Source organism: Escherichia sp. E4385, from assembly GCF_963883145.1.
Taxonomy (GTDB): domain Bacteria; phylum Pseudomonadota; class Gammaproteobacteria; order Enterobacterales; family Enterobacteriaceae; genus Escherichia.
In genome coordinates this window covers 139,571-157,796 of sequence record NZ_CAWOOJ010000014.1, presented here as the reverse complement: position 1 = coordinate 157,796, position 18,226 = coordinate 139,571, and the positions used below count along the sequence as shown (strand labels likewise).

The window sequence follows — 18,226 nt, the reverse complement described above, 5'->3', positions numbered from 1 at the left end:
CGCTCTCTGTTGTCGATATTTTCTTTGACATGGGGGCTTAAGCGCGCGCTTCAACTCACCCCTGCAATATTTTGTCCATCGCGCACCCCGGCAGCAGGCGCTTAAGCACCATGACTGCCCAGGTCACCAGCGTCACCGGATAGCGCATCTTCGGCTTCTCGCTGATAAAAGCATGGCGCACTTTGGCAACCACCGCTTCCGGCCCCAACGTAAAGCGGGCGGCGATGCCGGGGTTTTCGACCGGTTTATCGCTTTGCGTCTGGTTGACGTTGTCGGTGAAACGAGTACGAATGGGACCAGGCTCAATCAGGCTAACTTTAATTCCGCTGTGACGTAGCTCCATGCGCAGTGCGTCTGACCACGCCTCCAGCGCATATTTACTGGCCGCGTAAGCGCCGCGGCCCGGCGTGGAGATTAATCCCATCACCGATGAGGTCATCACAATACGCCCTTCACCGTGCGGCAACATAGCCGGTAACAGGCGCATGGTGAGCTGGTGTGCGCCGAAAAAGTTGGCGGAAAACTGCTGTTCCATCTGCGCACGGCTGATGGTGGAAAGGGGGCCATACATGCCGAATCCGGCATTGTTAAAGATCCCATACAGACAATTATCGGTCAGGGCGATCACTTCGTCGGCTGCGCGATCAACACTTTCTGGCGAATCCAGATCGATCAACACGCCGGTGAATCCCATATTGTTCATGCGCTCAACATCATCCGGTTTCCGGCAACCTGCCAGCACATGAAAACCCTGGCGTTTTAATTCGAGCGCGCTTTCCAGGCCAATTCCACTGGAACATCCGGTAATTAAGACCGATTTTTGCATAACTTTACCTGTCAGGATCTCCGTTGCTTTATGAGTCATGATTTACTAAAGGCTGCAACTGCTTCGCCATCCAGTCGGCAATAAACGGCTGGGCGTCGCGGTTGGGATGAATACCGTCATCCTGCATCCATTGTGGCTTGAGGTAGACCTCTTCCATAAAAAAGGGCAGCAGCGGAACATCAAACTCTTTGGCGAGTTTGGGGTAAATGGCGCTAAAGGCTTCATTATAACGGCGACCATAGTTTGCAGGCAGACGTATTTGCATTAACAATGGTTCAGCGTTGGCGGCTTTGACATCCTGCAAAATCTGGCGCAGCGTTTGCTCGGTTTGTTGTGGCTGAAAACCACGCAAACCGTCATTGCCGCCCAGTTCAACCAGCACCCAGCGCGGCTGATGCTGTTTCAGCAGAGCCGGAAGGCGCGCCAGCCCTTGTTGCGAGGTGTCGCCGCTGATGCTGGCATTGACTACCGACGTTTTGCTCTGCCACTTATCATTCAACAAGGCAGGCCAGGCCGCGCTGGCAGACATTCGATACCCGGCGCTCAGGCTATCACCCAGAATTAATAACGTGTCCGCTGCGGCGGCACGGAAAGTTAACAGGACCAGGAACAGGAAGGGCAAATGCCAGCGGAAAACATTGTTGAAGTTCATCATCTTAAGAAGTCCGTCGGTCAGGGGGAGCATGAACTCTCCATCCTCACCGGAGTTGAGCTGGTTGTCAAACGTGGCGAAACCATCGCGCTGGTGGGCGAGTCGGGATCGGGTAAGTCAACCTTGCTGGCGATCCTCGCCGGGCTGGATGACGGCAGCAGTGGCGAAGTGAATCTGGTAGGACAACCGCTACATAATATGGACGAAGAAGCGCGGGCAAAGTTGCGCGCGAAGCACGTAGGCTTTGTTTTTCAGTCATTTATGTTAATTCCTACCCTTAACGCGCTGGAAAACGTCGAGCTTCCGGCGCTGCTGCGCGGTGAGAGTAGCGCGGAAAGTCGTAACGGGGCGAAAGCGTTGCTCGAACAGTTAGGGCTGGGTAAACGTCTTGATCATCTTCCGGCACAGCTTTCCGGCGGTGAACAGCAACGGGTGGCGCTGGCGCGAGCCTTTAACGGTCGACCTGATGTGCTGTTTGCCGACGAACCCACCGGCAACCTTGACCGCCAGACGGGCGATAAAATTGCCGACCTGCTGTTTTCCCTCAACCGTGAACATGGCACCACGTTGATTATGGTGACCCACGACCTGCAACTGGCGGCACGCTGTGACCGCTGCTTACGGCTGGTGAACGGGCAGTTGCAGGAGGAAGCATGATTGCACGTTGGTTCTGGCGCGAATGGCGCTCGCCGTCGCTATTAATTGTCTGGCTGGCGCTAAGCCTGGCGGTGGCCTGCGTGCTGGCGCTGGGCAATATCAGCGATCGCATGGAGAAAGGTTTAAGCCAGCAAAGCCGTGAGTTTATGGCGGGCGATCGGGCGTTGCACAGTTCGCGCGAAGTGCCACAAGCGTGGCTGGAGGAAGCGCAAAAGCGCGGCCTGAAAGTCGGCAAGCAGCTGACTTTCGCCACCATGACATTTGCAGGCGACACACCGCAGCTGGCGAATGTCAAAGCGGTGGATGATATCTACCCGATGTATGGCGATCTGCAAACTAATCCCCCTGGTCTGAAACCGCAGGCGGGTAGCGTATTGCTGGCCCCACGCCTGATGGCACTGCTTAACCTGAAAACGGGCGACACCATTGACGTGGGTGATGCCACCTTGCGGATTGCCGGAGAAGTGATTCAGGAACCGGATTCCGGTTTTAACCCCTTCCAGATAGCCCCACGCCTGATGATGAATCTGGCGGATGTCGATAAAACCGGAGCCGTGCAGCCGGGGAGTCGGGTCACCTGGCGCTATAAATTTGGTGGCAGCGAGAATCAGCTCGACGGCTATGAGAAATGGCTGTTACCCCAGCTTAAACCCGAACAACGCTGGTACGGTCTGGAACAGGACGAAGGCGCGCTGGGGCGCTCGATGGAACGCTCGCAACAGTTCCTGCTGCTTTCGGCGCTTCTGACCTTGCTGCTGGCAGTGGCTGCGGTGGCGGTGGCGATGAATCATTACTGTCGCAGTCGCTACGATCTGGTGGCGATCCTCAAAACGCTGGGGGCAGGGCGAGCGCAACTGCGTAAGTTAATCGTCGGTCAGTGGTTGATGGTGCTGGTGCTTTCAGCCGTTACCGGCGGGGCGATTGGCCTGTTGTTCGAAAGCGTATTGATGGTACTGCTCAAGCCCGTTCTGCCTGCCGCACTACCGCCTGCCAGCCTCTGGCCGTGGCTGTGGGCGCTCGGCACCATGACGGTCATCTCGCTGCTGGTGGGGCTACGACCGTACCGCCTGTTGCTGGCAACGCAGCCTTTACGCGTACTACGTAATGATGTGGTAGCGAACGTCTGGCCGCTGAAGTTTTATCTGCCGGTTGTCACTGTGGTGGTTGTGCTGTTGCTCGTCGGGCTGATGGGCGGCAGTATGCTGCTGTGGGCGGTGCTGGCGGGCGCGGTGGTGCTGGCTTTGCTGTGCGGTGTGCTGGGCTGGATGCTGCTGAATGTACTTCGCCGCATGACGCTGAAATCGCTGCCTCTGCGCCTGGCGGTCAGCCGCCTGTTACGTCAGCCGTGGTCAACGTTAAGCCAGCTTTCGGCATTTTCGCTCTCCTTTATGCTGCTGGCACTGCTGCTGGTGTTGCGTGGCGATCTGCTTGACCGCTGGCAGCAGCAGCTACCGCCAGAAAGCCCGAACTACTTTTTAATCAACATCGCCACAGAACAGGTTACGCCGCTAAAAGCGTTCCTCGCGGAACATCAGATAGTCCCGGAATCATTTTATCCAGTGGTGCGTGCGCGGCTGACGGCGATTAACGACAAGCCGACAGAAGGTAATGACGATGAGGCGCTTAACCGCGAACTCAATCTTACCTGGCAAAATACGCGGCCCGATCATAATCCGATTGTCGCCGGTAACTGGCCGCCAAAAGCCGATGAAGTGTCGATGGAAGAGGGGCTGGCGAAACGCTTAAACGTTGCCCTCGGCGATACCGTGACTTTTATGGGCGATACCCAGGAGTTCCGCGCTAAAGTGACCAGCCTGCGCAAAGTGGACTGGGAAAGTCTGCGGCCTAATTTCTATTTTATTTTCCCGGAAGGGGCGCTGGATGGGCAGCCGCAAAGCTGGCTCACCAGTTTCCGCTGGGAGAATGGCAACGGCATGTTGACGCAACTCAACCGCCAGTTCCCGACCATTAGCCTGTTAGACATTGGCGCGATTTTAAAACAGGTTGGTCAGGTGCTGCAGCAGGTAAGTCGGGCGCTGGAAGTGATGGTGGTGCTGGTCACCGCCTGCGGTATGTTGCTGTTGCTGGCACAGGTGCAGGTAGGAATGCGTCAGCGTCATCAGGAGTTGGTGGTGTGGCGCACCCTAGGCGCGGGCAAAAAACTGCTGCGCACAACATTGTGGAGCGAGTTCGCCATGCTCGGGTTTGTTTCTGGTCTGGTGGCCGCAACTGGTGCGGAAACGGCGCTGGCAGTGTTGCAGGCGAAAGTGTTCGACTTCCCGTGGGAACCGGACTGGCGGTTGTGGATTGTGCTGCCGTGCAGCGGTGCACTGCTGCTGTCACTTTGCGGCGGCTGGCTTGGCGCGCGACTGGTTAAGGGTAAGGCGCTGTTCAGGCAGTTTGCGGGGTGATGACAGGCGTTAGATTGCCTGATGCGCTACGCTTATCAGGCCTACGAAGAGCGTGCAATGTATTGAGTTTTCACGATTTTGTAGGCCGGGTAAGGCGTTTACGCCGCATCCGGCAGTCTTGCTACTAGCGTCGGGATTGTATCGCCAACATAGCTGTTTGAATATGCAGGCATCCTGACTTATAATTCACTTGCTAGATGAGGACTGTTTCATTTCTGCCCGGAACCACCAAGTCTTGGGCGGAAAAAATAAAAAAACCGACTGTCATGTCGGTTTTTTTATATCTGTATTCTGGTGCAACCATTCTGTTCTCACGACAATCGCCGTTTCAGAATACCGCCCATCACCGCGCCTTAACCCATTCCGCCACTTCCGCCCACTCACCGCGAAAGACAACTTTTTCCGCTTTTTTCTCAAGCTGATAGCGATACATCGGGTCGTAATACTCTTCAAGCAGCGGCACCAGCCAGGCCAGATGACCGTCGGTTGTGCCGGTTGAGAGTTGCGTTGTCAGCGCTGCATCCAGCCTTGCAGCCAGTTCGTTATAGCGCTGTAACCCCAGCCGACGCTTAATCGCTGAAAGCCCATGATGCAGGTATTCGCAATACGCTTGCCAGCCCTGTTCGTCGCCGTACGCATGGGTAAAATCATGATGCATACGCAAGAAATACTCTTCGTTCAGGCGTTCAAGACGGATCTCAAACGGATCTTCTACCACCGCAATCGCCGCCTGAGTCATTCGCTCGCGCAGGCATTCCGGCAGGTGATTCGAACCGATCATCCGGCTTTCATCTTCCAGCACCCACAGGCGCAGCTCCTGACGGGCGTCGGTTTTTAGCATTTCGGCAGCCAGCAGGTTTTCAAAACTCGCTTGGCTAAGTTGCGGCTGCAATGTGCGACCAAAAGCAGAACCGCGATGGCGCGCCAGCCCTTCCAGATCAACACCGTTCGGTTGTTGCTGCACTAACAGCGTTTTACCGCTGCCGGTACAACCGCCAATCAGTACTATCGGTTTTTGTGACAGTTCAATGGTCGCCTGAATCGCGGTCTGGCGCAGTGTCTTATAACCGCCTTCCACCAGCGGATAATCAATCCCCGCTTCATGCAGCCAGCGTTGCACAATATGTGAACGTTGACCGCCACGGGCGCAGCAGAGAATACCTTGCGGATTTTGCAGACACGCTGCCCGCCAGGCATCCATGCGCTGCTGACGAATTTCACCCGCCACCAGTTTATGCCCCAGCGCCAGCGCCGCGTCAGACCCTTGCTGTTTATAGCAGGTGCCAACGGCGGCGCGTTCATCATTATTCATTAACGGCAGATTGATAGCGGCGGGCATTGCGCCTTGCTCAAACTCGATGGGGGCGCGAACATCAATAATGGGCGTATCAGCAATCAGCAGGGCACGATAGTCCTGTTCCGTGTGTCTCTCTTGCATAGTAAAAAGTGAACCTCAAATCAGCTTGCGCGCTATTTTACGCGCCAACGCGCAAGGAAACTTGATTTTTAACTGTGTGAGTTGCCGAAAATTTCTAAAAATCCACTGATTTCCGGCCTGCGCTGGGTAAATAAGGCCACAATATCTTCCACCGCTTTGCCGCTGCCAAATTTACGCCATGCCAGACTCAATGGCGAAGGCGGGCGCATCGTCGGGATGACCCAGCTGACCAGTTGTTGATTATCAATCATCGACTGGCAAAGTGATTTTGGCAAAAAACCAATGCCAACGCCCGCCAGATGGGCGGCGATTTTCGTTTCCATATCAGGAACAATAATCTCTTTTTGTCCCGGCAAACGCCAGGCGACGCGTTTGGTTAAGGTGCGGGCGCTGTCTTCAATATTGACCGCAGGAAAGCGCCGCAATTGCGCTTCTGTTAGCGGCTCTTCAACCTTTGCCAGTGGATGATCTGCCGCCATGACAAAGCGCCATTGCACCGAACCTAAGGGATCAAGGCTAAAAGTATTTGCCAGTGCTTCTGTTCCCGTGACGCCGATAGCCAGTGAAAAACCTTCGTACAATAGCGAGTCCCAGACGCCTATATAGATTTGTCGGGAGATGTGAAACTGGGTAAAGGGGTAACGTTCATTCAACCACGCCAGCAGTTGGGCGACGGCCTCGGAATTATAGAGCAGGTTGTTGATGACGATATTCACCTGGCGTTCCACGCCATCATTCACCTGTTGCAGCTCGCTCGGCATGCTTTCCAGCCAACTCAGCCAGTCTCTGGCCTGACATAGCAGATGTTCGCCAGCCGCTGTCAACGTCACGCTGCGAGTCGTGCGGAAAAACAGCGCTACTCCGGTATTCTCTTCCAGAAGCTTAATGCGATAACTGATGGTCGCCGTCGTTTTACATAATCGTTCTGCCGCTTTTGAAAAACTTCCCGTTTCGGCAACAGCAATGAAAGTCCGCAAAGTTTCTGGATCAAACATCTTCAGGTATCCCCTTTTAAATCCGCAGGTTGCGTGATTTTCCTGTCCTTTGATTTACCTGTATTTTCACATGATAACCCTGTGTGATTTGTGGGCTAAATCTAGTTTTGGAAAAATATTCCAACTTTTGTGTTGATGTTGTTCTCTTTAGGTTTTAGATTGCCTGTTATTGAAACCTGGCTGACCGGTCGGCGGTGGTTGAACGGAATTATGTTACAAGGACAAAAAGATGAAACTTCAGGTATTACCGTTAAGTCAGGAAGCCTTTTGTGCTTATGGCGACGTTATCGAAACGCAGCAACGGGATTTTTTCCATATTAACAATGGCCTGGTGGAGCGCTATCACGATTTGGCGCTGGTTGAGATTTTTGAGCAAGACCGTACGCTTATCAGCATTAACCGCGCGCAACCGGCGAATCTGCCGCTGACCATCCACGAACTCGAACGTCATCCGCTGGGTACTCAGGCATTTATCCCGATGAAAGGTGAAGTGTTTGTAGTGGTCGTGGCGTCAGGTGACGATAAACCAGACCTGTCAACGCTGCGGGCGTTTATCACCAACGGTGAGCAGGGGGTGAATTATCATCGTAACGTCTGGCATCACCCGCTTTTCGCCTGGCAGCGCGTCACCGATTTTCTGACCATCGATCGCGGCGGCAGTGACAACTGTGATGTTGAAAGTATTCCTGAACAGGAACTCTGTTTTGCGTGACGCCTGCAACCGACTTGCATAAGATAAACTAATTGTTCATTGTTTATGCTCACTTGTAGGTCGGAGTTAACGTAGGTATGACGGAAGTTAGACGGCGCGGCAGGCCAGGACAGGCGGAGCCTGTGGCACAGAAGGGCGCACAGGCGTTAGAGCGGGGAATTGCGATTCTGCAATATCTGGAAAAAAGTGGAGGAAGTTCGTCGGTTAGCGATATTTCTCTCAATCTGGATTTGCCGCTCTCGACGACCTTTCGCCTGTTAAAGGTTTTACAGGCAGCGGATTTTGTCTATCAGGACAGTCAGTTAGGCTGGTGGCATATAGGATTAGGTGTCTTTAACGTCGGCGCGGCGTACATCCATAACCGTGATGTCCTCTCCGTTGCCGGGCCGTTTATGCGCCGCCTGATGCTGCTTTCCGGCGAGACGGTCAATGTCGCGATTCGTAACGGCAATGAAGCGGTATTAATTGGTCAGTTAGAGTGTAAATCGATGGTCAGGATGTGTGCGCCGCTGGGCAGTCGTCTGCCGCTGCATGCTTCCGGTGCGGGCAAGGCGCTGCTTTATCCGCTGGCGGAAGAGGAGCTGATGAGCATCATCCTGCAAACTGGTTTGCAGCAGTTTACGCCAACTACGCTTGTGGATATGCCTACCTTGCTGAAGGACCTGGAACAAGCGCGTGAACTGGGCTATACCGTAGATAAAGAAGAGCATGTTGTAGGCCTGAATTGCATAGCTTCAGCAATTTACGATGATGTAGGTAGTGTTGTTGCCGCTATCTCCATCTCCGGGCCTTCATCAAGACTGACAGAAGATCGTTTTGTCAGTCAGGGTGAGCTGGTCAGAGACACCGCCCGCGATATCAGCACGGCGTTGGGACTGAAAGCACATCCATAGTGTCTGTCGCATCCCGCTCTGCGGAGCGGGTTTTTTTGACAAAATTTGAAAGTTGGAAAATTTTTCCAATTAATATGGGTAGGAATAAAATGGCAAAAATGAGAGCCGTTGACGCGGCAATGTATGTGCTGGAGAAAGAAGGTATCACCACCGCCTTCGGCGTTCCGGGAGCAGCAATCAATCCGTTCTACTCAGCGATGCGTAAGCACGGCGGTATTCGTCACATTCTGGCGCGTCACGTGGAAGGTGCGTCGCACATGGCGGAAGGCTATACCCGCGCAACGGCTGGGAATATCGGCGTTTGTTTGGGAACTTCGGGACCAGCAGGCACTGACATGATCACCGCGCTCTATTCTGCTTCTGCTGATTCCATTCCTATTTTGTGCATCACCGGCCAGGCACCGAGAGCCCGTCTGCATAAAGAAGATTTTCAGGCCGTAGATATTGAAGCAATTGCTAAACCGGTCAGCAAAATGGCGGTTACAGTTCGTGAAGCGGCGCTGGTGCCTCGTGTGCTGCAACAGGCATTTCACCTGATGCGTTCTGGGCGTCCGGGTCCGGTACTGGTGGATTTACCGTTCGACGTTCAGGTTGCGGAAATCGAGTTTGATCCTGATATGTACGAGCCGCTGCCAGTCTACAAGCCTGCAGCCAGCCGTATGCAGATCGAAAAAGCCGTAGAAATGTTAATCCAGGCCGAGCGTCCGGTGATTGTTGCCGGGGGCGGGGTGATCAACGCCGATGCTGCCGCACTGTTACAACAGTTTGCCGAACTGACCAGCGTTCCGGTGATCCCAACGCTGATGGGCTGGGGCTGTATTCGGGACGATCACGAACTGATGGCCGGGATGGTGGGTCTGCAAACCGCGCATCGCTACGGTAACGCAACGCTGCTGGCGTCGGACATGGTGTTTGGTATCGGTAACCGTTTTGCTAACCGTCATACCGGTTCGGTAGAGAAATACACCGAAGGGCGCAAAATCGTTCATATCGATATTGAACCGACGCAAATTGGCCGCGTGCTGTGTCCGGATCTCGGCATTGTCTCCGACGCCAAAGCGGCGCTGACGCTGCTGGTTGAAGTGGCCCAGGAGATGCAAAAAGCGGGTCGTCTGCCGTGTCGTAAAGAGTGGGTTGCTGAGTGCCAGCAGCGCAAACGCACTTTGCTGCGCAAAACCCATTTCGACAACGTGCCGGTGAAACCGCAGCGCGTGTATGAAGAGATGAACAAAGCCTTTGGACGTGATGTTTGCTATGTCACCACCATCGGCCTGTCACAAATCGCTGCGGCGCAAATGCTGCATGTCTTTAAAGACCGTCACTGGATCAACTGTGGTCAGGCAGGCCCGCTAGGCTGGACCATTCCGGCGGCGCTGGGCGTGTGTGCTGCTGATCCAGAGCGCAATGTGGTGGCGATTTCCGGTGACTTCGACTTCCAGTTCCTGATTGAAGAATTAGCCGTTGGCGCACAGTTCAACATTCCGTACATCCATGTGCTGGTCAATAACGCCTATCTCGGCCTGATTCGTCAGTCGCAACGCGCATTTGATATGGATTACTGCGTACAGCTCGCGTTCGAAAATATTAACTCCAGTGATGTGAACGGTTATGGCGTTGACCACGTGAAAGTAGCGGAAGGTTTAGGTTGTAAAGCTATTCGCGTTTTCAAACCGGAAGATATTGCTCCAGCCTTTGAACAGGCGAAAGCCTTAATGGCGCAGTACCGTGTCCCGGTGGTGGTGGAAATTATGCTGGAACGTGTAACCAATATTTCGATGGGCAGTGAACTGGATAACGTCATGGAATTTGAAGATATCGCCGATAACGCAGCGGATGCACCGACTGAAACCTGCTTCATGCACTATGAATAAGGGAGATAAATAATGTTACGTTTCTCTGCTAATTTATCGATGTTATTTGGTGAATATGATTTTCTCGCCCGTTTTGAGAAAGCTGCACAGTGTGGTTTTCGTGGTGTTGAATTTATGTTCCCTTATGACTACGACATTGAAGAATTAAAACAGGTGCTGGCGAGTAATAAACTCGAACATACGCTGCACAATTTACCGGCAGGTGACTGGGCGGCGGGCGAGCGGGGTATTGCCTGTATTCCTGGCCGTGAAGAAGAGTTTCGGGATGGCGTAGCAGCAGCGATTCGTTATGCTCGTGCACTGGGTAATAAAAAAATTAACTGTCTGGTCGGTAAAACGCCGGCTGGTTTCAGCAGTGAACAGATTCACGCAACGCTTGTAGCAAACCTGCGTTATGCCGCGAATATGCTGATGAAAGAAGATATTTTATTACTGATTGAACCTATTAACCATTTTGATATTCCTGGTTTCCATCTCACCGGAACTCGGCAGGCGCTGAAATTGATTGATGATGTTGGTTGCTGCAATTTGAAAATTCAGTATGACATTTATCACATGCAGCGGATGGAAGGTGAATTAACCAATACCATGACTCAGTGGGCCGATAAAATTGGTCACCTGCAAATTGCCGATAATCCACATCGCGGCGAACCAGGGACCGGAGAAATTAATTACGAATATCTCTTTACGGTAATTGCGCAATCAAACTACGATGGGTGGGTAGGATGTGAATATAAACCGAAGACCACTACGGAAGAGGGATTAGCGTGGATTACCCCTTACTGCTAAATTAAAATATGCTGCAGACAAGGTTTTTAATACCTGGCTGGTGGGGAATGAAGTTATCTGTATTCGATAAATGATAGCAGTTGGCGCGATTTTAACAGGTGTTCCTATGTTTAATATTTCATTTAACCGCGAAAATATGTTGTCTGGTTTTCAGTGGTTTTTCTTCATTTTTTGTAACACCGTAGTGGTTCCGCCAACGTTGCTTTCGGCATTTCAGCTACCGCAAAGCTGTTTGCTGACACTGACGCAATATGCATTTCTGGCAACCGCATTAGCCTGTATTGCTCAGGCATTTTTCGGTCATCGCCGCGCTATTATGGAAGGGCCTGGAGGTTTATGGTGGGGAACGATCCTCACCATCACGTTGGGTGAATCATCGCGAGGTACACCGCTCAATGATATTGCCAATAGTCTGGTAGCAGGAATTGCGATTTCCGGCGTACTGACTATTTTAATTGGTATTAGTGGGTTAGGTCACCGTCTGGCACGCTTGTTCACCCCAACCGTGATGGTCGTTTTTATGTTGATGCTGGGCGCGCAGCTTACCACTATCTTCTTTAAGGGAATGTTAGGTTTGCCGTTTGGTATTGCTGACCCAAATTTTAAAATTCAGTTTCCAGCGTTTGCTCTGTCGGTAGCGGTAATGTGTCTGGTGCTGGCGATGATTATTTTTCTTCCCCAGCGTTTGGCACGTTATGGGGTATTGGTGGGGACAATACTAGGTTGGCTACTTTGGCATTTCTGCTTTCCTTCATCGCCAATCATTCATTCTGAACTGCACTGGCAATGGTTTCCCTTGGGGAGCGGAGGCAAGTTATCCCCAGGGATTATTGTGACGGCGGTAATTACCGGTCTGGTTAATATCAGCAATACTTATGGCGCAGTCCGGGGTACTGATATTTTTTACCCACAACAAGGGGCGGGAAACAGACGTTATCGTCGAAGTTTCGTGGTCACAGGGGTGATGACGCTGGTGACGGTGCCGATGGCTATTATTCCCTTTTCGCCGTTCGTTTCGTCTATTGGTTTATTAACGCAAACTGGCGATGCGACACGTCGTTCATTTCTCTACGGTAGTGCGATTTGTTTGTTGGTAGCGATGACTCCGCCACTGACGCGCTTATTCAGCAGTATTCCGCTGCCGGTAACGAGTGCGGTAATGTTAGTGTCTTATTTGCCATTACTCTTTTCTGCGCTACTTTTTAGCCAACAAATTAACTTTACGGCGCGTAATGTTTATCGACTCGCACTACCGTTATTTGTTGGGATCTTTTTAATGGGATTACCGCCTGTCTATTTACAGGATCTGCCATTAACGCTTCGCCCATTATTAAGTAACGGATTGCTGGTTAGTATTTTGTTGGCGGTGTTAATGGATAATCTGATTCCGTGGCATCGGCTGAAATGAGGTGACGGGTGACGAGAATTAGCCACCCGATATGGCTCAACTGAACTTACTCTGCGCCCACATCACGCCGCTGGCATACTCCGGCGGCAGTAATGGGATCAGCGCTTCCAGCGTCGCGGTCAGACGCGATGTGTCGCTGTCGGTCAAATTCAGATGCCCCACTTTACGCCCCGGACGGACTTCTTTGTCGTACCAGTGCAGATGCACCAGCGGCAGTTTCAGCCAGTCATAATTCACATCGCTACCAATCAGGTTGATCATCACCGACGGACTATTCACTACTGGTTGCGGTAACGGCAGAGCGGTAATCGCCCGCAGATGCAGCTCAAACTGGCTGATGCTGGCGCCGTTTTGCGTCCAGTGACCGCTGTTATGCACACGCGGTGCCAGTTCGTTGATCAACAGACCTTGCGGGGTGACAAAACACTCCATCGCCATCACGCCCACATAGCCCAGCTCCTGCATAATCGCCGACAACATCTCTTCAGCTTGCGCCTGCTGCTGCGCATTAGCCTGCGGGAACGCGACGCTGGTGCGCAAAATACCGTCCTGATGCAGGTTATGCGTCAGCGGATAAAACACTGTGCTGCCATCAAAGCCGCGTGCGCCAACCAGTGACACTTCACCAGAGAAGTTAATGCCCTGCTCGACAATACATTCGCCGTAACACTCTGCCGGTAACTGTTCGGTTTCATCGGCGCGTAAACGCCATTGACCGCGTCCGTCATAGCCACCAGTGCGACGCTTAACAATCGCCAGCTCGCCTAAACGATCAAACACCGCTGGCCACTCGCTGCGATCGGCAAGTAACTGCCACGGCGCGGTCGGCAGGTGGAGCTTGTCGAAAAGCTGCTTTTGAGTCAGACGGTCGGCAATAATCGGGAACACATCGCGGTTCACAAATGCCGGATGGCGCGCCAGCTCGCGGGTTAATGCGGTTTCCGGCCAGCGTTCGATCTCAGCGGTAATCACGCTTTGTTGAAAAGGCACCGCCGCCGGTTCAGCGTCCAGCCCGACCGGCCAGACAGCAATGCCTAACGGTTCGCCAGCCTGGCGCAGCATACGGCCTAACTGCCCGTTACCGAGGACGCAAACCTGTTTCATGCCGCACCTCGAGGGTCCGGGTTTTCCAGCACTTCGTCGGTCTGGGCTTTGCGCCAGTCATTCAGACGCTGGTGCAGTTCTTTATCATGAGTCGCAAGAATTTGTGCTGCCAGTAACGCCGCGTTTGCCGCGCCTGCTTTACCAATCGCCAGCGTACCTACAGGAATGCCGCGCGGCATTTGTACGATGGAGTAGAGACTATCGACACCGCTCAGTGCGGCGCTCTGTACGGGCACGCCCAGCACTGGCACCAGCGTTTTGGCGGCAATCATGCCCGGCAGGTGTGCAGCGCCGCCTGCGCCCGCAATAATCACCTGATAACCGTTCTCTTCGGCGCTTTCGGCGAAGCTGAACAGTTTATCGGGGGTACGGTGAGCAGAAACCACTTCAACGTGGTGCGGGACATTCAGGATTTCGAAGATTTCGGCGGCGAACTGCATGGTAGCCCAGTCGCTTTTGGACCCCATCACGATGGCGACACGCGCCGGATTATTGCGGGAAGACATGCGTCTTAAAACTCCTGTGGTGCACAACTCTCGGCTTTAGAGGGCACAGAGAATAGCACGGAAAGAGAGCAAGGAAAACGGTTGCGTAGGCGGAATTAACCGTCAGTTGTTGAGTTTTTAGTCTGCTCTGCGTGTTGATTATGCGCTCTGGCTGAACTGGCAAAGAATGCCCATATCAGCACAATGCTCCACGGAAAAAAGCAAATACCAACAATCAATATAAATCTTTCTACAAAGCGTTGGTTGTGAGGGCGGGTGAGTACTAAATAAATGAGCCAGAAATAGACTATCCACGAAATGACCGCCGCAGCTACCAGTGACAATGCGCCAAAATAGAAGCCGACAAGACCGAACCAGCTAATACACAGAGGTGCACCTGCCGTAAGGGCGATGCCAGAAATCAAAAATCCGTTGCAGCGTTGCATAATAATATTCCCTGTTGTTATTTCACTCAGGGATTTATTACCTTGCTGGCTCAGAAAAAGATATACAGGTTGCGTTAGTCCGGCGCTTTTTCAGAATCTATTCATTCGTGTTCAGAAGGGAAAATGAATTAATTCAACGTCATCTGCCGTGACTTTCACCATTGAACCTTTCGTATGCCAGGCACCGAGTACCACGCGAAAAGCCGGTTGCACATTGGCGATGAGCTCATGCACCGCCGGGCGATGGGTATGCCCGTGAATCAGCCATTGCACCTGATGTTTTTCCATCGCACTGACCACCGCGTTTTGGTTAACATCCATGATCGCCAGCGATTTACTGCTGTTGGCTTCTTTACTGTTCGCTCGCATTCGCGCGGCAATACGTTTGCGCACAAACAACGGCAGGGCGAGGAATAGCGTTTGCAACCAGGGTTTATGGACTTTAACGCGAAATGCCTGATAACCCGCGTCATCGGTGCACAGCGTGTCGCCATGCATAATCAATACCCGACGACCATAAAGTTCGAGCACCTTTTCTTCCGGCAATAACGTCATGCCGCTTTCACGGGCAAAGCGTTTGCCGAGCAGAAAATCACGGTTGCCATGAATGAAATAACAGGGAACGCCGGAATCGGATACCGCTTTGATCGCTGCCGCCATCTGGCGATGAAACGGGCTGGGATCGTCGTCGCCAATCCAGGCTTCAAACAGATCGCCAAGAATATACAGCGCGTCGGCCTTGCGGGCTTCTCCCGCTAAAAAACGCAGAAAACCGGCGGTGATCGCCGGTTCTTCCACGCAGAGATGAAGATCTGCAATAAAGAGTGTCGCCACGATTACTCGCTAACGGTCACGCTTTCAATGATAACGTCTTCTTTTGGCACGTCCTGGTGCATACCGCTACGACCGGTAGCGACACCTTTGATTTTGTCGACTACGTCCATGCCTTCAACCACTTCAGCAAACACGCAGTAACCCCAACCTTGCAGGCTCTCGCCGGAGAAGTTCAGGAAGTCGTTATCAACCACGTTGATGAAGAACTGGGCAGTTGCAGAGTGCGGTGCCTGAGTACGGGCCATTGCCAGCGTACCACGGGTGTTTTTCAGACCGTTGTTGGCTTCGTTTTTGATCGGCTCTTTGGTGGCTTTTTGTTTCATGCCCGGCTCAAAACCGCCGCCCTGAATCATAAAACCGTTGATAACACGGTGGAAAATGGTGTTGTTGTAAAAACCTTCGCGGCAGTAGTCCAGGAAGTTTTTAACTGTTTCAGGTGCTTTATCGTCAAAAGTTTTGATGACAATATCGCCGTGATTGGTGTGGAAAGTAACCATTTTTGCATCCTGTTCCGTTTGATTGGTGCTTCAACCCGGTTCGGGTCATATATAGGGTGGTGTTATAGCATAACCGCACGATCGGATCATCTCGCAATGTATGCTGATTCGCGCGGGAAATATGGGTATTATACGCAACTCAATTACCCACACATGTCTAAACGGAATCTTCGATGCTAAAAATCTTCAATACTCTGACACGCCAAAAAGAGGAATTTAAGCCTATTCACGCCGGGGAAGTCGGCATGTACGTGTGTGGAATCACCGTTTACGATCTCTGTCATATCGGTCACGGGCGTACCTTTGTTGCCTTTGACGTGGTTGCGCGTTACCTGCGTTTCCTCGGCTATAAGTTGAAGTATGTGCGTAACATTACCGATATCGACGACAAAATCATCAAGCGCGCCAATGAAAATGGCGAAAGCTTTGTGGCGCTGGTGGATCGCATGATCGCCGAAATGCACAAAGATTTTGATGCTTTGAACATTCTGCGCCCGGATATGGAGCCGCGCGCGACGCACCATATCGCAGAAATTATTGAACTCACTGAACAACTGATCGCCAAAGGTCACGCTTATGTGGCTGACAACGGCGACGTGATGTTCGACGTCCCGACCGATCCGACTTATGGCGTGCTGTCACGTCAGGATCTCGACCAGCTGCAGGCAGGCGCGCGCGTTGACGTGGTCGACGACAAACGCAACCCGATGGACTTCGTTCTGTGGAAGATGTCGAAAGAGGGCGAACCGAGCTGGCCGTCTCCGTGGGGCGCGGGCCGTCCTGGCTGGCACATTGAATGTTCGGCAATGAACTGCAAGCAGCTGGGTAACCACTTTGATATCCACGGCGGCGGTTCTGACCTGATGTTCCCGCACCACGAGAACGAAATCGCTCAGTCCACCTGTGCCCATGATGGTCAGTATGTGAATTACTGGATGCACTCCGGGATGGTGATGGTTGACCGCGAGAAGATGTCCAAATCGCTGGGTAACTTCTTTACCGTGCGCGATGTGCTGAAATACTACGACGCGGAAACCGTGCGTTACTTCCTGATGTCGGGCCACTATCGCAGCCAGCTGAACTACAGCGAAGAGAACCTGAAGCAGGCGCGTGCGGCGCTGGAGCGTCTCTACACTGCGCTGCGCGGTACAGACAAAACCGTTGCTCCTGCTGGTGGCGAAGCGTTTGAAGCGCGCTTTATTGAAGCGATGGACGATGATTTCAACACCCCGGAAGCCTATTCCGTGCTGTTTGATATGGCGCGTGAAGTGAACCGTCTGAAAGCAGAAGATATGGCAGCGGCGAACGCAATGGCATCTCACCTGCGTAAACTTTCCGCTGTATTGGGCCTGCTGGAGCAAGAACCGGAAGCGTTCCTGCAAAGCGGTGCGCAGGCAGACGACAGCGAAGTGGCTGAGATTGAAGCGTTAATTCAACAGCGTCTGGATGCCCGTAAAGCGAAAGACTGGGCGGCGGCAGATGCGGCGCGTGACCGTCTTAACGAGATGGGGATCGTGCTGGAAGATGGCCCGCAAGGGACCACCTGGCGTCGTAAGTAATTGCGCTATTGCCGGATGCGAGTTCTCGCATCCGGTTATCGCCTGCGCCACCACAACATTCCCATCAGCACCATCCCCGGCAACCATACCCACATCAATTCGGAAATTATCACCTGATGCCCGTACGGCGTGGTGTAACGAGACAACGCAAACGGCGCGACTTTAATCACCTGCCAGGGAGCGAAAAAGCGTTCATCTGACCACGGCCACAGCCAGCCAACGCCCTTACCGCCAGTGGTTACCGAATCCAGCAAACTGTGCGATAACAACGAGACGGTTAAAAAAAGCCAGCAGCGAATCAGCCCAGCCCTGAACCATCGACGCCCAATCAGTACGCATAACAGCGGGACAACAAACGCAAACACCAGCGAATGGGTAAACCCGCGATGACCAAAAACATTGCCGTAAGCAACGCCAAATTTAAACGACAATACGTCGGCGTCGGGCAGCATCGCCAGGATGATTCCGGCAAATAACAGACGCGGCGGGATGACTTTCGAACCCAACCCTAAACCAATGCATAGGGGAACGGCGGCGTGCGTAATAACGGTTGGCATGATGGTCGCTTCGGCAAAATGTCGATGCTATCAGCATGGATGAACGGGGCGTAGAGGGCAAAAGTCTGAAAAGAGAACCGGCCTGTTGATAC

At 52.8% G+C, this 18,226-nt stretch carries 18 protein-coding genes; 8 read left to right on the top strand and 10 right to left on the bottom strand.

Going from position 1 to position 18,226, the window contains the following annotated elements; genetic code table 11:
• Positions 1-55: 55 nt before the first annotated feature.
• Positions 56-865, bottom strand: coding sequence for an NADP(+)-dependent aldehyde reductase (ybbO, locus tag AACS80_RS15275; RefSeq protein ID WP_135409631.1), 810 nt, complete (start codon positions 863-865; stop codon positions 56-58).
• Entirely contained in the window at positions 855-1,478 is a 624-nt protein-coding gene (gene tesA, locus AACS80_RS15270; RefSeq protein WP_001295836.1) for a multifunctional acyl-CoA thioesterase I/protease I/lysophospholipase L1, read from the bottom strand. The genes ybbO and tesA overlap by 11 nt, the downstream gene beginning before the upstream one ends.
• On the opposite strand from tesA, the gene ybbA reads away from it, so the two are divergent.
• A complete protein-coding gene (gene ybbA / locus AACS80_RS15265; protein ID WP_032237096.1) occupies positions 1,449-2,135 on the top strand; it encodes a putative ABC transporter ATP-binding protein YbbA in 687 nt (228 codons plus the stop codon). The two genes, tesA and ybbA, sit on opposite strands and share 30 nt — an antisense overlap.
• Positions 2,132-4,546 (top strand): putative ABC transporter permease subunit YbbP, encoded by a 2,415-nt coding sequence (gene ybbP, locus AACS80_RS15260; RefSeq protein ID WP_135409632.1) that lies wholly within the window; start codon positions 2,132-2,134, stop codon positions 4,544-4,546. The genes ybbA and ybbP overlap by 4 nt, the downstream gene beginning before the upstream one ends.
• A gap of 343 nt (positions 4,547-4,889) precedes the next feature.
• Here the strand turns inward: ybbP and mnmH are convergent, their stop codons facing one another.
• A complete protein-coding gene (mnmH, locus tag AACS80_RS15255) occupies positions 4,890-5,984 on the bottom strand; it encodes a tRNA 2-selenouridine(34) synthase MnmH (protein WP_135409633.1) in 1,095 nt (364 codons plus the stop codon).
• Between the two features lie 68 nt (positions 5,985-6,052).
• Complete coding sequence (gene allS, locus AACS80_RS15250; protein ID WP_135409634.1) at positions 6,053-6,979, bottom strand: HTH-type transcriptional activator AllS; 927 nt, start codon at positions 6,977-6,979, stop codon at positions 6,053-6,055.
• Positions 6,980-7,208: 229 nt separating this feature from the next.
• Here allS and allA point away from each other — a divergent pair, with 229 nt between their 5' ends.
• From allA to AACS80_RS15225, 5 genes are all read left to right on the top strand, one after another.
• Positions 7,209-7,691 (top strand): ureidoglycolate lyase, encoded by a 483-nt coding sequence (allA, locus tag AACS80_RS15245; RefSeq protein ID WP_135409635.1) that lies wholly within the window; start codon positions 7,209-7,211, stop codon positions 7,689-7,691.
• Positions 7,692-7,768: 77 nt separating this feature from the next.
• Complete coding sequence (gene allR, locus AACS80_RS15240) at positions 7,769-8,584, top strand: HTH-type transcriptional repressor AllR (protein WP_000141275.1); 816 nt, start codon at positions 7,769-7,771, stop codon at positions 8,582-8,584.
• An 89-nt stretch (positions 8,585-8,673) separates the two neighbouring features.
• Positions 8,674-10,455, top strand: coding sequence for a glyoxylate carboligase (gcl, locus tag AACS80_RS15235; protein WP_135409636.1), 1,782 nt, complete (start codon positions 8,674-8,676; stop codon positions 10,453-10,455).
• Between the two features lie 12 nt (positions 10,456-10,467).
• On the top strand, positions 10,468-11,244 hold the full coding sequence (gene hyi / locus AACS80_RS15230) for a hydroxypyruvate isomerase (RefSeq protein WP_130260272.1): 777 nt from the start codon (positions 10,468-10,470) through the stop codon (positions 11,242-11,244).
• A gap of 106 nt (positions 11,245-11,350) precedes the next feature.
• Positions 11,351-12,652 (top strand): uracil/xanthine transporter, encoded by a 1,302-nt coding sequence (locus AACS80_RS15225; protein ID WP_135409637.1) that lies wholly within the window; start codon positions 11,351-11,353, stop codon positions 12,650-12,652.
• Positions 12,653-12,688: 36 nt separating this feature from the next.
• Here AACS80_RS15225 and purK read toward each other — a convergent pair whose 3' ends face one another.
• The 5 genes from purK to ppiB form a co-directional block, all read right to left on the bottom strand.
• Positions 12,689-13,756 carry a 5-(carboxyamino)imidazole ribonucleotide synthase gene (gene purK / locus AACS80_RS15220; RefSeq protein WP_135409638.1) on the bottom strand — a complete coding sequence of 356 codons (1,068 nt, stop codon included), beginning with the start codon at positions 13,754-13,756 and terminating at the stop codon, positions 12,689-12,691.
• Positions 13,753-14,262, bottom strand: a complete 510-nt coding sequence (gene purE / locus AACS80_RS15215; RefSeq protein ID WP_001295318.1) for a 5-(carboxyamino)imidazole ribonucleotide mutase — start codon at positions 14,260-14,262, stop codon at positions 13,753-13,755. Before purE ends, purK begins: the two co-directional genes overlap by 4 nt.
• 95 nt (positions 14,263-14,357) lie before the next feature.
• Positions 14,358-14,687, bottom strand: a complete 330-nt coding sequence (locus tag AACS80_RS15210) for a hypothetical protein (RefSeq protein WP_130260270.1) — start codon at positions 14,685-14,687, stop codon at positions 14,358-14,360.
• Positions 14,688-14,798: 111 nt separating this feature from the next.
• Complete coding sequence (gene lpxH / locus AACS80_RS15205) at positions 14,799-15,521, bottom strand: UDP-2,3-diacylglucosamine diphosphatase (RefSeq protein ID WP_135409639.1); 723 nt, start codon at positions 15,519-15,521, stop codon at positions 14,799-14,801.
• A gap of 2 nt (positions 15,522-15,523) precedes the next feature.
• Positions 15,524-16,018, bottom strand: coding sequence for a peptidylprolyl isomerase B (ppiB, locus tag AACS80_RS15200; RefSeq protein WP_000256002.1), 495 nt, complete (start codon positions 16,016-16,018; stop codon positions 15,524-15,526).
• Positions 16,019-16,191: 173 nt separating this feature from the next.
• Between ppiB and cysS the strand changes: the two genes are divergently transcribed.
• Entirely contained in the window at positions 16,192-17,577 is a 1,386-nt protein-coding gene (gene cysS / locus AACS80_RS15195; RefSeq protein WP_000912345.1) for a cysteine--tRNA ligase, read from the top strand.
• Between the two features lie 35 nt (positions 17,578-17,612).
• Here the strand turns inward: cysS and AACS80_RS15190 are convergent, their stop codons facing one another.
• Positions 17,613-18,134, bottom strand: coding sequence for a metal-dependent hydrolase (locus tag AACS80_RS15190; protein ID WP_001143552.1), 522 nt, complete (start codon positions 18,132-18,134; stop codon positions 17,613-17,615).
• Positions 18,135-18,226: the final 92 nt, after the last annotated feature.

Bases quoted from the DNA above. Each gene is read 5' to 3' on its own strand.
- ybbO (WP_135409631.1), bottom strand. From the start codon at position 865: ATGACTCATAAAGCAACGGAGATCCTGACAGGTAAAGTTATGCAAAAA.
- ybbA (WP_032237096.1), top strand. From the start codon at position 1,449: ATGCCAGCGGAAAACATTGTTGAAGTTCATCATCTTAAGAAGTCCGTC.
- tesA (WP_001295836.1), bottom strand. From the start codon at position 1,478: ATGAACTTCAACAATGTTTTCCGCTGGCATTTGCCCTTCCTGTTCCTG.
- ybbP (WP_135409632.1), top strand. From the start codon at position 2,132: ATGATTGCACGTTGGTTCTGGCGCGAATGGCGCTCGCCGTCGCTATTA.
- mnmH (WP_135409633.1), bottom strand. From the start codon at position 5,984: ATGCAAGAGAGACACACGGAACAGGACTATCGTGCCCTGCTGATTGCT.
- allS (WP_135409634.1), bottom strand. From the start codon at position 6,979: ATGTTTGATCCAGAAACTTTGCGGACTTTCATTGCTGTTGCCGAAACG.
- allA (WP_135409635.1), top strand. From the start codon at position 7,209: ATGAAACTTCAGGTATTACCGTTAAGTCAGGAAGCCTTTTGTGCTTAT.
- allR (WP_000141275.1), top strand. From the start codon at position 7,769: ATGACGGAAGTTAGACGGCGCGGCAGGCCAGGACAGGCGGAGCCTGTG.
- gcl (WP_135409636.1), top strand. From the start codon at position 8,674: ATGGCAAAAATGAGAGCCGTTGACGCGGCAATGTATGTGCTGGAGAAA.
- hyi (WP_130260272.1), top strand. From the start codon at position 10,468: ATGTTACGTTTCTCTGCTAATTTATCGATGTTATTTGGTGAATATGAT.
- AACS80_RS15225 (WP_135409637.1), top strand. From the start codon at position 11,351: ATGTTTAATATTTCATTTAACCGCGAAAATATGTTGTCTGGTTTTCAG.
- purK (WP_135409638.1), bottom strand. From the start codon at position 13,756: ATGAAACAGGTTTGCGTCCTCGGTAACGGGCAGTTAGGCCGTATGCTG.
- purE (WP_001295318.1), bottom strand. From the start codon at position 14,262: ATGTCTTCCCGCAATAATCCGGCGCGTGTCGCCATCGTGATGGGGTCC.
- AACS80_RS15210 (WP_130260270.1), bottom strand. From the start codon at position 14,687: ATGCAACGCTGCAACGGATTTTTGATTTCTGGCATCGCCCTTACGGCA.
- ppiB (WP_000256002.1), bottom strand. From the start codon at position 16,018: ATGGTTACTTTCCACACCAATCACGGCGATATTGTCATCAAAACTTTT.
- cysS (WP_000912345.1), top strand. From the start codon at position 16,192: ATGCTAAAAATCTTCAATACTCTGACACGCCAAAAAGAGGAATTTAAG.
- AACS80_RS15190 (WP_001143552.1), bottom strand. From the start codon at position 18,134: ATGCCAACCGTTATTACGCACGCCGCCGTTCCCCTATGCATTGGTTTA.